Annotated in this window: 15 protein-coding genes; 4 read left to right on the top strand and 11 right to left on the bottom strand. The window is 45.6% G+C overall.

What is annotated here, in order from left to right:
• The first annotated feature begins 204 nt into the window (after positions 1 to 204).
• Positions 205 to 1,203: a ferredoxin--NADP reductase 2 gene (gene yumC / locus G4P54_RS16415; protein WP_167873246.1), complete on the top strand. Its 999-nt coding sequence runs from the start codon at positions 205 to 207 to the stop codon at positions 1,201 to 1,203.
• A 39-nt stretch (positions 1,204 to 1,242) separates the two neighbouring features.
• Here yumC and G4P54_RS16420 read toward each other — a convergent pair whose 3' ends face one another.
• Entirely contained in the window at positions 1,243 to 1,383 is a 141-nt protein-coding gene (locus G4P54_RS16420; protein WP_032681733.1) for a hypothetical protein, read from the bottom strand.
• 282 nt (positions 1,384 to 1,665) lie between these two features.
• On the opposite strand from G4P54_RS16420, the gene guaC reads away from it, so the two are divergent.
• Positions 1,666 to 2,646: a GMP reductase gene (guaC, locus tag G4P54_RS16425; RefSeq protein WP_167873897.1), complete on the top strand. Its 981-nt coding sequence runs from the start codon at positions 1,666 to 1,668 to the stop codon at positions 2,644 to 2,646.
• A gap of 151 nt (positions 2,647 to 2,797) precedes the next feature.
• Here guaC and paiA read toward each other — a convergent pair whose 3' ends face one another.
• From paiA to G4P54_RS16450, 5 genes are all read right to left on the bottom strand, one after another.
• On the bottom strand, positions 2,798 to 3,316 hold the full coding sequence (gene paiA / locus G4P54_RS16430) for a spermidine/spermine N(1)-acetyltransferase (protein WP_167873247.1): 519 nt from the start codon (positions 3,314 to 3,316) through the stop codon (positions 2,798 to 2,800).
• A gap of 459 nt (positions 3,317 to 3,775) precedes the next feature.
• Entirely contained in the window at positions 3,776 to 4,138 is a 363-nt protein-coding gene (locus G4P54_RS16435; protein WP_024713670.1) for a HesB/IscA family protein, read from the bottom strand.
• A 78-nt stretch (positions 4,139 to 4,216) separates the two neighbouring features.
• Positions 4,217 to 5,071 (bottom strand): diaminopimelate epimerase, encoded by an 855-nt coding sequence (gene dapF / locus G4P54_RS16440; RefSeq protein WP_024713669.1) that lies wholly within the window; start codon positions 5,069 to 5,071, stop codon positions 4,217 to 4,219.
• A 122-nt stretch (positions 5,072 to 5,193) separates the two neighbouring features.
• Complete coding sequence (locus tag G4P54_RS16445) at positions 5,194 to 6,408, bottom strand: NupC/NupG family nucleoside CNT transporter (protein ID WP_024713668.1); 1,215 nt, start codon at positions 6,406 to 6,408, stop codon at positions 5,194 to 5,196.
• Positions 6,409 to 6,543: 135 nt separating this feature from the next.
• Positions 6,544 to 6,780 carry a YuzB family protein gene (locus G4P54_RS16450; protein WP_024713667.1) on the bottom strand — a complete coding sequence of 79 codons (237 nt, stop codon included), beginning with the start codon at positions 6,778 to 6,780 and terminating at the stop codon, positions 6,544 to 6,546.
• 266 nt (positions 6,781 to 7,046) lie between these two features.
• Between G4P54_RS16450 and G4P54_RS16455 the strand changes: the two genes are divergently transcribed.
• Positions 7,047 to 8,114: an NAD(P)/FAD-dependent oxidoreductase gene (locus G4P54_RS16455; protein WP_167873248.1), complete on the top strand. Its 1,068-nt coding sequence runs from the start codon at positions 7,047 to 7,049 to the stop codon at positions 8,112 to 8,114.
• 25 nt (positions 8,115 to 8,139) lie between these two features.
• On the opposite strand, the gene G4P54_RS16460 is transcribed toward G4P54_RS16455, so the two are convergent.
• Positions 8,140 to 8,466: a YuzD family protein gene (locus G4P54_RS16460; RefSeq protein ID WP_167873249.1), complete on the bottom strand. Its 327-nt coding sequence runs from the start codon at positions 8,464 to 8,466 to the stop codon at positions 8,140 to 8,142.
• 99 nt (positions 8,467 to 8,565) lie between these two features.
• Between G4P54_RS16460 and G4P54_RS16465 the strand changes: the two genes are divergently transcribed.
• Positions 8,566 to 8,901 carry a NifU family protein gene (locus G4P54_RS16465; RefSeq protein ID WP_172458986.1) on the top strand — a complete coding sequence of 112 codons (336 nt, stop codon included), beginning with the start codon at positions 8,566 to 8,568 and terminating at the stop codon, positions 8,899 to 8,901.
• Positions 8,902 to 8,942: 41 nt separating this feature from the next.
• Here the strand turns inward: G4P54_RS16465 and G4P54_RS16470 are convergent, their stop codons facing one another.
• The 4 genes from G4P54_RS16470 to G4P54_RS16485 form a co-directional block, all read right to left on the bottom strand.
• A complete protein-coding gene (locus tag G4P54_RS16470; RefSeq protein ID WP_167873250.1) occupies positions 8,943 to 10,913 on the bottom strand; it encodes a S9 family peptidase in 1,971 nt (656 codons plus the stop codon).
• A 109-nt stretch (positions 10,914 to 11,022) separates the two neighbouring features.
• Positions 11,023 to 11,952: a homoserine kinase gene (gene thrB / locus G4P54_RS16475; protein ID WP_024713663.1), complete on the bottom strand. Its 930-nt coding sequence runs from the start codon at positions 11,950 to 11,952 to the stop codon at positions 11,023 to 11,025.
• Positions 11,949 to 13,007, bottom strand: coding sequence for a threonine synthase (gene thrC, locus G4P54_RS16480; RefSeq protein ID WP_167873898.1), 1,059 nt, complete (start codon positions 13,005 to 13,007; stop codon positions 11,949 to 11,951). The genes thrB and thrC overlap by 4 nt, the downstream gene beginning before the upstream one ends.
• Complete coding sequence (locus G4P54_RS16485; protein WP_024713661.1) at positions 13,007 to 14,308, bottom strand: homoserine dehydrogenase; 1,302 nt, start codon at positions 14,306 to 14,308, stop codon at positions 13,007 to 13,009. Before G4P54_RS16485 ends, thrC begins: the two co-directional genes overlap by 1 nt.
• Positions 14,309 to 14,311 lie beyond the last annotated feature (3 nt).

A 14,311-nucleotide genomic window follows, 5' to 3' on the forward strand; every position in this document is an offset into this window, starting at 1 on the left:
CACTACTATCATATCTATCCGGCTGGCCAAGGAAAAATTCAGAAAAAGATCAAATCATTTGGTTATCATCGTATCGGCCTGAGGAAATATTTTCAAGAATGGATGCGCACGCTATTACACTTACGTTTTTTTCGGCTGACTCGTCAATTTAAACAGCAATATGGTATAATTAATAACAATTTTCATTTAGGAGGCCATTTTCGTATGCGAGAGGATACAAAGGTTTATGATATTACAATTATAGGCGGAGGACCGGTCGGCTTATTCACCGCTTTTTACGGAGGCATGAGACAGGCAAGCGTCAAAATGATCGAAAGCCTGCCTCAGCTCGGCGGACAGCTTAGCGCCCTTTATCCTGAAAAATATATATACGATGTAGCGGGATTCCCGAAAATCCGCGCCCAAGAGCTGATCAATAACCTGAAAGAGCAAATGGCGAAATTCGATCAAACCATTTGTCTGGAGCAGGCGGTTGAATCTGTTGAGAAACAAGCGGACGGTGTGTTTAAGCTTGTGACAAATGAAGAAACCCACTACTCCAAAACAGTCATCATCACTGCAGGAAACGGCGCATTTAAACCGAGAAAGCTGGAGCTTGAAAATGCCGAGCAGTATGAAGGCAAAAATCTTCACTACTTCGTTGACGATTTGCAAAAATTCGCCGGCAGACGCGTTGCGATCCTTGGCGGAGGGGATTCTGCGGTTGACTGGGCACTTATGCTTGAGCCGATCGCAAAAGAAGTATCCATCATTCACCGCCGTGATAAGTTCCGCGCGCACGAGCACAGCGTGGAAAACCTTCATGCGTCTAAAGTAAATGTCCTGACACCATTCGTCCCTGCGGAGCTGATCGGAGAAGACAAAATTGAGCAGCTTGTGCTTGAAGAAGTGAAAGGCGACCACAAAGAGATTTTAGAAATTGATGACTTAATCGTCAACTACGGTTTCGTTTCATCTCTAGGCCCGATCAAAAACTGGGGTCTGGACATCGAGAAAAATTCCATTGTCGTCAAATCAACAATGGAAACAAACATCGAAGGCTTCTTTGCAGCAGGTGACATTTGTACATACGAAGGAAAAGTCAACCTGATCGCAAGCGGCTTCGGCGAGGCACCGACAGCAGTAAACAACGCCAAGGCTTACATGGATCCAAAAGCCCGCGTACAGCCTCTTCACTCAACAAGTCTTTTTGAAAATAAATAACAAAAAAAAGGAGTTTGTGTCAGCGACACAGCTCCTTTTTTATTTGAAGATATTCATATAATTCAATACAGTTCCCAGAACCAGCGCAATCACAAGAGCTGCGACGATCCAGATCATTGCCATAATAATACGGTCTTGGACCTTTTGGGACTTCGGTGTTTTTTCTTCGTTTTGCGTCATTTCTGCCGCTCCTTTCACTTGTTTATGTCATAAAGATAAAGAAAGCCTGGTGCTGAACGACCAAGCTTTGCTGAACGTATATGATTCGCATTTCGATCCGCTCTTTAAGACCATTCGTTAAAACTATCATACCCAAACTCACTGTGCATGACAAGCTTCGGCACTTGAACATCCCTGCTGACAAATAAAACGTTTGACATCATAAATAAAACAGAGTACATTATACAAGGCGAACATTTCACATATTATTATTTTAAATATTCGTTTTTAGGAGTGAAAATGATGGAAAACGTATTTGATTACGAAGATATTCAATTAATTCCTGCAAAATGCATTGTGAACAGCCGTTCAGAATGTGATACCTCCGTACATTTAGGCGGACGTACATTTAAATTGCCCGTCGTTCCTGCCAACATGCAGACGATTATAGATGAAAAGCTAGCCATTCAATTAGCCGAAAACGGTTACTTTTATGTGATGCATCGATTTGAACCTGAAACACGAATTGATTTTATTAAAGAAATGAACGCACGCCGATTATTCTCTTCTATCAGCGTGGGGATCAAAGATGAGGAGTACGGCTTTGTGCGCCAGCTGGCGGAAGAAAATCTCACTCCCGAGTATGTGACAATTGACATTGCGCACGGACATTCAAATGCTGTCATCGAGATGATTCAGCACCTCAAAAAGCACTTGCCGGACACCTTTGTCATTGCCGGCAATGTCGGCACGCCTGAAGCGGTCAGAGAGCTTGAAAACGCTGGAGCGGATGCCACTAAAGTCGGCATCGGACCGGGAAAAGTTTGCATTACAAAAATTAAAACCGGCTTCGGCACAGGCGGCTGGCAATTAGCGGCGCTGCGCTGGTGTGCCAAAGCTGCCAGCAAACCGATTATCGCTGATGGCGGCATCCGCACACATGGCGACATCGCAAAATCAATCCGCTTCGGCGCAACAATGGTCATGATTGGCTCACTGTTTGCCGGACATGAAGAATCACCAGGCCAAACAATTGAAAAAGACGGAAAGCTCCACAAGGAATACTTCGGCTCAGCCTCCGAATTCCAAAAAGGCGAAAAGAAAAATGTAGAAGGCAAAAAAATGCACGTGCCGCATAAAGGCTCAATCAAGGATACGCTGATCGAAATGGAACAGGATCTTCAATCTTCCATTTCTTACGCAGGCGGAACAAAGCTTGACGCGATCCGCAATGTGGATTATGTGATTGTGAAGAATTCAATCTTTAATGGAGACAAATACTAAAAAATAAAAAACGCCAAGACTGCGGTTCTCCGCTTGACTTGGCGTTTTCTGTCGTGAAAACTCTTCAGGCGCATATCATTTATATTTCATGCCAAAGAATATTCTTGAGCGAAACCTTAGATTATAAGCAGCCATCCTTTTCTCAAACAAGTTACTTGAGAGTTTTAACCATGATAAAGTCCGTTTGTTCTTCATCACCCATATCAAAAGAGTGGGCGCCGGTTTGAACAAAACCCATTTTCTTATAAAAAGCAATGGCATTTTCGTTTTTTTCCCATACGCCCAGCCAAATTTTCTTTTTTTTACGTTTTATCGCCATTTCAATCGCTTTATTTAACAGGTATTTGCCAAGACCCTGTTTTTGAAAATGGCTCTTTACATAAATCCTCTCAATTTCAAGTGATTCATCACCCATTTCTTCAGACTGCGCATCATTGGTGTTGACCTTTAGATATCCAGCGATTTCATGATGAAAGTACACTAAAAAGAACTGCGAATATACATTGGATAATTCCTTTTCCAGCTGGTTCAAGTTGAATGCACTTTCTAAATAGGCTTTCATATTTTCTGGCGAATTCTGATCTTTAAACGTATCGTTGAATGTTTCAATACTGATTTCTTGAAGTATTTTTGTATCTTCACGGCTGCACTTTTTGATATTTATGGTCATCTATATATTCGCTCCTTATATCATGAATGATTTACCGTATTTTTAAAATGTCCTGTCTTTTTCTATTATTTTACAAACAGAAATACATTTTCCTGTGGAAAAAAGTATTTTGTTCGATCTACTATTTCATTTCGGCTAACAGATATTGCCCTTGCTGCTACTCCACTTTCATGAATTTCCTTCTCCATCAACACCCCAAACGTAAGTTTCATTGTAAATACAACGAAACATCTTGCGCTAAATATACCTCATCTTTGTTGTAATTACAACAAAGATGAGGTTAAAGGAGATCAGGTAAAGTCCTCTTCGTTTCTTATTTTACGCCATAAAAAAAACGCCTCCCTTACCGATGATTTATCGCTAAGAAAAGCGTCATGAACAAGCTCACGGTTAATGCCGGAATGCAATCCTCCGAAACTGGTGAGATCACAATTCATATCTCAACATATCAGATAGCGTCTAGCACTCTTCAGGCGTACCTGTATTCGTCGCTGTTCTGAAAGAAGAACCGCAGCCGCATGAAGCGATGGCGTTTGGATTGTCGATGGTGAAGCCGCCGCCGAGCATGGATTGCTTGTAATCAATCACGGTGCCGTTCATGATGTCAAGGCTTTCTTTGTCAACAAGAACAGTGATGCCATGCTGGTCAAACATGCTGTCTTTTTCGCCCTTTTCATGCTCAAAGCCCATGCCGTAAGAAAGGCCGCTGCAGCCGCCGCCTTTGACGCCGACACGCAGAAACGCGTTTTCTTCCTCATGCTCTTTCATCATATCTTTTATATGCAAAGCTGCTGCTTCTGTAATGGTTACCGGGTTGCTCATCTTTGTGAACCTCCTTTTAAAAACCGGATGCTGTCTTTTATTATAAACTTGATCGATTCAATTCTCAAACAAGGTGTTTTACAAAAAATAAACACCCTCACATACGGTTTCAGCCGGCCCTGTCATCATGACATGGCCGTTGTCCTTCCAGTTAATCACCAAATCTCCGCCCGCTAAATGCACTGTGATGTCTTGATTTCGTTTTGATATGCCGTTTAACACAGATGCGACCGCCGCTGCACACGCTCCTGTCCCGCATGCCTGCGTAATTCCTGATCCCCGTTCCCAGACGCGGAAATGCAGTTCGTGTTCATTCACGATTTCGACGAATTCCACATTGATGCCTTCCGGAAATCTCGGATCTTTTTCAATCACCGGCCCAAGCGTTGTCAAGGGTGCCTGTTCAATGTCAGCGATCGGAAAGACGATATGCGGATTTCCCATCGAAACGGCTGTGCCTGTCAGCTCGGCTTCGCCAAACGTCATCGTTTCATTGATCGTATGCTCTTTTCCGCCGCCTAGCATTGGAAGCTCAGCCTTTGTCAGGCGCGGTTCACCCATATCGACAGTGACAACATTCACTTTCCCGTTTTCAGTTTGAACCTCCGCTTTCACAAGCCCGGAGAGGGTTTCAATCAGAAAAGATGTTTCCTCAACCAGCTTATGCTCATACGCGTATTTTGCGACGCAGCGCAGGCCGTTGCCGCAGTTTTTCCCTTCAGACCCGTCATTATTAAAAATCCGCATTTTGACAGGCGCTTTGTCTGAAGGGCATATCAGGATCATTCCGTCGGAACCGATCCCTGTATAAACAGAAGAAACCTGGATGGCAATCTCAGACAGTTTTTCTTCCGGAAGCTGTTCTTCAAATTGATTCACATAGATATAGCTGTTTCCCAAGCCGTGCATTTTGGTAAATCGAAATGAGTTCATAGGTGCCTCCAACTTTTTTTCTTTTACTTAGTATAAAAGCTATTATAAACGGACACAATACCATTATCCCCCGTTTTTCATACATAAAAGCTCCTTGCGCTGACGCAAGGAGCTTTTATTGTTTATAGAAACATGCCGGCAATGGCTGCGCTGAGCAGATTGGCTAATGTTCCCGCAAGAACAGCCTTCAGGCCGAGGCGCGCGATATCCGAACGGCGGCTGGGCGCTAATCCCCCTAGCGTACCGAGCATAATCGCAATTGATGAAAAATTGGCGAAACCGCATAACGCGAAACTGATAATCGTAGCGGTTTTCTTAGAAAACTCGCCGATGTGCGGACCGAAGTTAGAATAAGCGACAAACTCATTCAGCACTAATTTTTGGCCGATATAACTTCCCGCCTGCAACGCTTCATGCCAAGGCACACCAATCAAAAAGGCGATTGGAGAAAACACATAGCCGAGAATGGATTCTAATGTGACGCCTTTTAAGCCGAATAAGCCGAAAACTCCGCCGAGAACTCCGTTTACTACAGCGATTAACGCAACGAACGCGAGCAGCATCGCACCAACATTTAAGGCAATTTGCAGGCCTGTTGACGCTCCCTTTGCGGCTGCGTCAATCACATTGGCTGCGCCTTCGCCTTCATCCATTTTAAAATCGCTTTTTACGGTTTGCGGCTTTTCCGTTTCGGGAATAATCAATTTACCAAAGACAAGTCCCGCGGGAGCTGCCATAAAGCTGGCCGCAAGCAAATATTCAATCGGAATACCGAGAAGCGCGTATCCAAACAAGGTTGAACCCGCAACAGCCGATAGACCGCTCGTCATAATCGTGAACAACTCAGAGCGCGTCAGCCCTGCAATAAGAGGTCTGATTACTAATGGAGATTCAGATTGTCCTACAAAAATATTAGCAGCAGCTGCTAGAGATTCCGTTTTGCTTGTCCCAAGAAGCTTCGACAATCCGCCGCCAATAACACGGAAAATAAGCTGCATGATTTTTAAATGATATAAAACTGCGATCAGTGCAGAGAAGAAAATGATAACGGGCAGTACACTTAATGCAAAAGCCGGACTGTCACCGACTTTTAGAAGCGGCCCAAAAATAAAACTGATGCCTTCATTTGCATAATCAATCAGAAGCTGTACACGGCTTGAAAACCATAAAAAAACAGCGCGTCCCGCTTCCCATTTCAACACGATGTATCCAAACGCCACCTGTGTACATAAACCAACAATGACGGTTCTTATCTTAATATGGCTTTTCTTTTCTGAAAATAAAAACGCGATAGCAACGATCGCAACTGCGCCCAGCAGTCCCCACAGAACACTCATGAATACTCGTACACCTCTTACATTTTATTTTGAAAAATATCTTTTATACGATAACAATAATATTTTTTGATGTCTACACATTTTTTAGTTCTTTTGGACGACAAAATAAAAAAGGGCCTGTCTAGGCCCTTTTCTTCAAAACATTGGATTTTCTTCAATAAAGGTGTATATATTCTCAACAAGCTCAGCAGGCGTTTCACCCTTGACGACTTCTCCGTTGACCAGAGCGAAAAGCGATTCCATACATATCCCGCAGTAGCTTAAACAGCCATATTCAAGGACATCCAAATTAGGATCCTTCTCTAAAATCGCCCGGGCTTCCTGAGAGCCGTGAGCCAAATTGCTGACACAAAATTCAATCATTGGATTCATGCGGTTTCACCTCACATATGTCCATTATCGCCAATTTTTCATCATTCGTCAAAAACAACGGACGATACAAAATTTATTATCGTAACATATCATTACTTGAATAACGTTTTACTAATTTGTGTTTTTAGGCTAATTTGTAGGTTATTTTGAAACTATTATTGTGATTTTAGATCAAATTCGATATAATTCTAGATGTTATTTTACATAGTTCGTAGTTTTTTTCTTCAATGTGTCTATCATACTCTTCGGATTAAAGGGGAATTCAAATGAAAAAATTGGTCTTGATCGGCGGAGGTTACGGGAACGTGCGTGTTCTTCATCGCTTATTGCCAAACCAGCTGCCAGATGATGTTTCAATCACGTTAATTGACAGAAATCCTTATCACTGCTTGAAAACAGAATATTATGCCCTTGCCGCAGGGACAATTTCTGACCATCATATCAGAGTGACATTTCCAGAGCACCCTCGCTTAGATGTCCAATACGGTGATATCTCATCAATTGATATTGCCCAAAAACAAGTGCTGTTCCAAGATCGTGAACCGATTTCTTATGATGACGCCGTGATCGGGCTCGGCTGTGAGGATAAGTATCACAACGTGCCGGGAGCGCCTGAATTCACCTACAGCATTCAAACCATCGATCAGTCCCGCGAAACCTATCAAAAGCTGAATAACCTTAGCGCTAATGCCACTGTTGCCATTGTCGGAGCGGGCTTAAGCGGCGTTGAGCTTGCAAGTGAATTGAGAGAAAGCCGTGACGACCTGAACATTATTTTATTCGACCGGGGCGATCTTATTTTATCAAGCTTTCCAGAGCGTTTGAGCAAATATGTGCAAAATTGGTTCGAAGAGCACGGTGTCCGCATTATTAACAGGGCAAATATCACAAAAGTAGAAGAAGGCGTTGTGTATAACCACGATGATCCGGTTTCTGCAGACGTCATCGTGTGGACAGCCGGCATACAGCCGAACAAAGTCGTCAGAGACTTAGATGTGGAAAAAGACGCACAAGGGCGTGTCGTATTAACGCCTCATCACAATCTTCCTGGTGATGAACATCTGTATGTTGTCGGCGATTGTGCCAGCCTTCCTCATGCACCGAGCGCCCAGCTGGCAGAGGCTCAGGCAGAGCAGATTGTCCAAATCTTGCAAAAACGCTGGAACGGAGAAGCCCTTCCAGAATCAATGCCGCAGTTTAAGCTGAAAGGTGTTCTCGGTTCACTCGGGAAAAAAGCAGGCTTTGGCTTAGTTGCTGACCGCCCGCTGATCGGCCGAGTTCCGCGTTTGCTGAAATCAGGCTTGCTGTGGATGTACAAACATCATAACGGTTAATGATAGAAATGAACCGCTGATTTTATCAGCGGTTTTCTGTATACCCATGCTTCTCCATTTCCTCATACACGTCTTTTAATTTTGGATTGCCTTCACCGACAATTTTGTTTTCTACGAGCACAAGCGGATAAAAATACTCGTCATTTCTGATTTTTTCCGCAAGCTCTTTCGCATGTTCATTGTCTGGCGGCTCATAAATATCGATATATTGCATCGCAAAAGGCTGATTTGGATATTTTCTTTTCAGCGCAGCCTCAAGCCACTCGTATGTATCCTTGGCCGTCGGCATATTGACACAGCTCGCACAAACGGTTTCCGCCCCATACACACTGAGCTTGACAGGTTTTGTCACTGATAAACGCCTCCTTCTCCCTATGTAAGTCCTTTCTTACAGTATACAGAGCCAAAAGACGTTTTTATAGAAAAAAACCGTTTTTGTGTTCAAGTTCCAATGTGCTATAATAGGGAAAGCAACTTTGCAAACCAAACAATAGATTTTTATTGTTGCACTGAATATAATGGTTTTATGACGACGAAAGGAGCGAATGTCATGACTGAAGTTGAAATGAAAGAACAGGTGCAGGAAGTACTGGACAAACTTCGTCCGTTTTTACTTCGTGACGGCGGTGACTGTGAGCTTGTAGACGTAGATGAAGGTATTGTTAAGCTTCGTCTTCTCGGCGCATGCGGCAGCTGCCCAAGTTCAACAATTACGCTGAAAGCCGGAATTGAACGCGCTCTTCTTGAAGAAGTGCCGGGTGTCGTTGAAGTAGAACAAGTCTTTTAATAAAGCAGCCGGGCTGATATTTGATCAGCCCGGCTTTTTTATTAAAGATATTGGTCAAACCATGAACTGATGTAATTCAGACGCTTGATCCGCTGTCCCGGGTGTCCGCTGCGTGACAAATTATGCGACGCTTTCGGAAAACGGACGAGCTTGGTTTCCTTGCCCATTTTTTTCAAAGCAATAAATAGCTGCTCCGCCTGCTCAATCGGACACCGGTCATCTCGCTCGCCATGCAAAATCAAAAGCGGCGTCTCTACGTTTGCCGCGTATTTTAAAGGGGAACGGTCCCAGAGCTTTTCTGTGTCTGCAAACATGTCATGCTCAAGCTGCCAGTCTGTGAAGAAATAGCCGATATCACTGACGCCGTGAAAGCTGATCCAGTTTGAAATCGAGCGCTGGGTGACGGCGGCTCTAAAGCGGTTTGTCTGTCCGACGATCCAATTGGTCATAAAGCCTCCGTAGCTTCCGCCTGTGACACCGAGCCGTTTTGGATCAATCTGCGGATCTCGTTTGATCGCCTCATCCACAGCCTGCATCACATCCCCATAATCCTTTCCTCCATAATCTCCTCTGACGGCATTTACAAATTCCTGCCCGTAGCCATGGCTTCCTCTCGGATTGATATAAACAACCGCGTATCCTTTCGCCGCCAGCACTTGAAGTTCATGAAAATATGTATGCCCATACATCATGTGCGGTCCGCCGTGTATGTTAAGAATCAGAGGATATGACGAGTCTCCCGCCTGTGCAGGCTTCATCAGCCAGCCGTTCACCGTCACGCCGTCTTCTGTGACAAATTGAATATCTTCAGGTATTGAAATGGTATGCTCGCCTACAAACTTGTCATTCGCGCCAGTCATCCGCTTCCCCTCCTGTCCAAGCGGGATGCTGTAAAGCTCGCTCGGTCTATCCGGTTTTGCCACACTGGCAATAAAGTGCTGTTCGTCAGGTGAAATGGAAAAACTATTGATATACTCTTTTTCGAGACGAATCGGATACACAAGACCTTCAATCGAAATATAATAGATTCCCGTGCTGCCTTGATCTGTGCCGATCACATAGAACCCTTGGCTGTCCTTCGTCCAAACCGGCCGCTGCTCGCCCCCTCCGATCAATGAATCTCCAATCATCGCATCCGCTAAATGAACATCAAGCGTTTCAGTCAGACATGTGAGACGGTCTTGTTCGATATCATAAAGCCACGCCTTTTCGAGTGTTGCATTTTGATATTCCTGTTCGTGCCCAAGCAAAGCAAGATACCTTCCATCCGGTGAAAATGAGCTTGGTCCAAATGAGCCGCGATGGGACGTAATTTGCTTGATATCTCCAGTCTCCAGCGACATCATACAGACATCATGCGGCTTGCTGGCATCATCTGTTTCAGTCAAATCCGCTGAGAAAACAAGCCATTTTCCATCAGAAGAAAAAGCAGGGTCGTCATGATCAGCCTTGTGATTTGTCAGCTGCTTCACCTCGCCAGACTTCACGCTGACAAGCACAAGCTGAGCATAAGCGCCTCTCGTCAGCCCTTTTCCGTCCCGTTTATAGGCTAGACCTTGCACTTCAATAGGTTCAAAGCTGTCCGTCTCCTTTTTCTCTCGGTCATCAATCCTTTCTCCCTCTCCCAAACTGACAGTGACAAGCACCGATTCGCCATCAGGGGACCATATTGGCTTTGAGACGCCATACGGGATATCAGTCAGTTTTCTCGCTTCTCCGCCTTCAGCGCCCATGATATACAGCTGCGCTGCATCGCCTTCACGATCAGAAATAAAGGCAAGCGTACGCCCGTCCGGAGACCATCTTGGATCTGTGCTTTGCTTTTCTCCGTGTGTCCAAGGAACAGAATCGCCGCTTTTCGTTTCATAGACCCATATATTTGATGTATACGAGTCTTGCTCTCGATTCACTTGCGACTGCACATATGCGGCGCGGCTGCCGTCCGGGGCGTACTGGGGATCGGTCACAGAGACAATCGCTGTGATGTCTTCTGCGGTCATCAGCTTTTTCATATTCATCTCCTCCTTTTTACATGTATTTCGTTTTCTAAATAAAAACTCCTTTATCTCGGGCAGAAAAAAAGCGCCCTCTGCTGACGCTGAGGAACGCTTGGCATGATATCTATACACTTTTGACTTGATACAAAGGATTTCGCTCTATTATACTTCCCTCTTTCGGAACGGTCAAAGCGTCGACTTCACAATGAGGAAAATGAAGCGCGAGCTGTTCTTTCAGCTCTTCTCCCTTTCCTTTTTCAGTCATAACGAGAATCGTCGGGCCTGCCCCGCTGAGAGCCGTTCCATATGCGCCCTTCATCTCGGCGACGTGCTCTACCTTGGACAATTCAGAGACAAGCATCGCACGATACGGCTGATGGAACATATCCTTCTTCATGATTTTCCCGACGAGCGGCCAATCCTTTGACATGATCGCAGCAATGAGGATATTGCTGACGGCGCTTGCTTTTACTGCGTCCGCATACGGAAACTCTTTCGGCAGCACATCTCTTGCGTCTCTTGTCAGCACCTCGTAAAAAGGAATGACTACGACAACATCAATGTCAGCATCAGGGACGCGGATCAATTGTGTCTCGTCATCCTCATGCAAGCCGATGACAAGTCCGCCAACGAGGGAAGCACCAGCATTATCCGGGTGTCCTTCTTCAAGGCTGGCTAAATGCAGCTTGTCCGCCTCTGAGAGCTGTAAGCCGCATAATTCATCAGCCAGTTCAATCGCCGCCACAATCGCCGCGGCGCTGCTTCCAAGGCCGCGGGCGAGCGGGATGTCGCTCCACACCTTCACATGGACAGGCGGCATTTCTTTACCGTACAAATCTGCTGTCCGTTTCGCCACTTGATAGATCAGATTATCTGTGCCCGCCGGGATTCCGGCGACTGTTTCTGTTTCAGGTTCAAAAGACCATTTGTCGCTTTCAAAGACGGTCAGCTTTAAGTAGCGGCTAAGCGCCATCCCGACTGAATCAAAGCCGGGGCCTAAGTTAGCCGTGCTTCCGGGAACAGTGACAGTGAACAGCATGTCGGCTTCGTTCATACATGGGCCGCTCCTTTTATATATTCAAGAATGCTGTCTTCATCAGTCGGCAATGTGACCGGCTTGATTTCGGAAATATCGACAGCTGTGTTCGGATCTTTCAGTCCGTTTCCAGTTAATACAGCCACAACCTTGCTGCCTTTTGGAATTTCTCCGGATTTTACTTGTTTCAAAACGCCGGCGATGGACGCGCAAGAACCAGGTTCTGCAAACACGCCTTCTTCACGGGCGATCAGCTGATAGGCGTGAAGGATTTCTTCATCTGTGACTTCGTCAATTTTCCCGTTGGATTCCTCAGCTGCTTTTACAGCTTTGTCCCAGCTCGCAGGGTTTCCGATACGAATCGCCGTCGCTATTGTTTCCGGATTTTCAATCACTTTATTGCGAACGATTGCCGCCGCGCCTTCCGCTTCAAAGCCGCGCATTTTCGGCAGGCCTGTGCCGTTTTTCTCATGATATTCCTTGAAGCCCTTCCAGTACGCAGTGATGTTTCCCGCGTTTCCGACCGGGATTGCCAATACATCCGGCGCTCCTCCCAGCTGTTCGCACACTTCGAAGGCTGCTGTTTTTTGGCCTTCGATGCGGTAAGGGTTGACTGAGTTGACAAGGGCAATCGGTGATTTCTCACAGATGGAACGGACAATTTTAAGCGCATCGTCAAAGTTTCCGTCGATTGCGATAATCTCGGCTCCGTACATGACAGCCTGAGCAAGTTTTCCGAACGCGATTTTGCCGTTCGGGATGATGACGATGCATTTCATGTTGGCGCGGGCTGCGTATGCAGCCGCGGCAGCGGAAGTGTTTCCTGTTGACGCACACATAATCGTGTCATTTCCTTCTTCTTTTGCCTTCGCCACAGCCATGACCATGCCGCGGTCTTTAAACGATCCCGTAGGATTGACGCCTTCCGTCTTAACATGAAGTTCAATTCCGAGCTGTTCAGACAGCTTCGGCAGATGAATAAGCGGTGTGTTTCCTTCATGTAACGTAAGCGCAGGTGTTTGATCTGTTACAGGTAAAAATTCTTTATATTGATGGATGAGTCCTTTCCACATTAGCTCCAACCGTTCCCTTCTACTCGATATGTGCTTTTCACTTCTTGAACGACTTCCAAATCATTTAAGTTTTGCAGGATATCACTGAAATCAGCTTCTGATGTATGGTGTGTGACAATCACGATTTCTGCCAGCTCATCGTGTCCTTTAATTGGAAGCTGAAGGATCTTTTCAAAGCTTACGCCCCGTTCCGAGAACACAGACGTAATTTTCGAGAATGAACCGACCTGGTCTTTGACGTGAATTCTTAAAAATTGCTGTGCGTAAATGTCAGACGGCGACTTCATGTTTTTCTCATACTGCGGCGCAACAAAGCTGTTTCCGGTTACGCCGAGGCGCATATTTTTCATGACAGCGACAAGGTCAGAAACAACGGAAGTCGCAGTCGGCATGCTTCCGGCTCCCGGCCCGTAGAACATCGTCTCGCCAACAGCCTCGCCGTATACATAAACGGCGTTAAATTCATTATGCACGGCAGAAAGCGGATGATGGTCAGGAAGCAGTGTCGGCTGTACACTGACTTCAATTTTGCCGCCGTCACGCTGCGCGATCCCGATCAGCTTCATCGTATAGCCGAGGCGTTTGCTGAAGCTGATGTCTTCGTCTGTAATTTGGGAGATTCCTTTTACTTTGACGTCTTCCAGATCCACGTTCATCGAGAAGCCGAGACGCGCCAATATCGCCATTTTCCGTGCGGCGTCAAGCCCTTCCACGTCCGAAGTCGGATCTGCTTCGGCAAAGCCGAGATCCTGCGCTTCCTTGAGCACTTCCTCGTAAGGGCTTTTTTCTTTAATCATTTTTGTTAAGATGAAGTTCGTTGTGCCGTTCACAATTCCCATCATCTTTGTAATCCGGTCTGAGGAGAGGCCTTCTTCTAACGTGCGCAGAATCGGAATCCCGCCGGCAACACTGGCTTCAAAGAAGATATCGCAGCCATTTTCCTTCGCTTCCGCAAGCAGCTCGGAGCCGTACACAGCCATTAAATCCTTGTTTGCTGTGACTACATGCTTTTTCGATCTGAGCGCGTCGACCAAATATTGTTTTGTCTGCTCAACTCCGCCGATTACCTCGATGACGACATCAACATCCGGATCATCGATGACATCATATACTTCTGTCGTAAGCACTTCCTTCGGCAAATCTACTTCTCTCTTTTTCTCTACATCTTTCACAAGCACTTTTTTTATCGTAATGGGACAGCCGACCTGATGCATCAGCTTATCCTGATGGTCTTGAATAATTTTAACGACACCGCTTCCGACGGTACCTAAACCTAAAAGCCCTACACGAATCGCTTTCAAAAA

The sequence above is a fragment of the Bacillus tequilensis genome (genome assembly GCF_012225885.1).
GTDB classification, from domain to species: Bacteria; Bacillota; Bacilli; order Bacillales; family Bacillaceae; genus Bacillus; species Bacillus tequilensis.

What these genes read in the sequence shown, in the direction of transcription:
- yumC (WP_167873246.1), top strand. Translation starts at nt 205, where the DNA reads ATGCGAGAGGATACAAAGGTTTATGATATTACAATTATAGGCGGAGGA.
- G4P54_RS16420 (WP_032681733.1), bottom strand. Translation starts at nt 1,383, where the DNA reads ATGACGCAAAACGAAGAAAAAACACCGAAGTCCCAAAAGGTCCAAGAC.
- guaC (WP_167873897.1), top strand. Translation starts at nt 1,666, where the DNA reads ATGGAAAACGTATTTGATTACGAAGATATTCAATTAATTCCTGCAAAA.
- paiA (WP_167873247.1), bottom strand. Translation starts at nt 3,316, where the DNA reads ATGACCATAAATATCAAAAAGTGCAGCCGTGAAGATACAAAAATACTT.
- G4P54_RS16435 (WP_024713670.1), bottom strand. Translation starts at nt 4,138, where the DNA reads ATGAGCAACCCGGTAACCATTACAGAAGCAGCAGCTTTGCATATAAAA.
- dapF (WP_024713669.1), bottom strand. Translation starts at nt 5,071, where the DNA reads ATGAACTCATTTCGATTTACCAAAATGCACGGCTTGGGAAACAGCTAT.
- G4P54_RS16445 (WP_024713668.1), bottom strand. Translation starts at nt 6,408, where the DNA reads ATGAGTGTTCTGTGGGGACTGCTGGGCGCAGTTGCGATCGTTGCTATC.
- G4P54_RS16450 (WP_024713667.1), bottom strand. Translation starts at nt 6,780, where the DNA reads ATGAATCCAATGATTGAATTTTGTGTCAGCAATTTGGCTCACGGCTCT.
- G4P54_RS16455 (WP_167873248.1), top strand. Translation starts at nt 7,047, where the DNA reads ATGAAAAAATTGGTCTTGATCGGCGGAGGTTACGGGAACGTGCGTGTT.
- G4P54_RS16465 (WP_172458986.1), top strand. Translation starts at nt 8,566, where the DNA reads ATGTGCTATAATAGGGAAAGCAACTTTGCAAACCAAACAATAGATTTT.
- G4P54_RS16470 (WP_167873250.1), bottom strand. Translation starts at nt 10,913, where the DNA reads ATGAAAAAGCTGATGACCGCAGAAGACATCACAGCGATTGTCTCTGTG.
- thrB (WP_024713663.1), bottom strand. Translation starts at nt 11,952, where the DNA reads ATGAACGAAGCCGACATGCTGTTCACTGTCACTGTTCCCGGAAGCACG.
- thrC (WP_167873898.1), bottom strand. Translation starts at nt 13,007, where the DNA reads ATGTGGAAAGGACTCATCCATCAATATAAAGAATTTTTACCTGTAACA.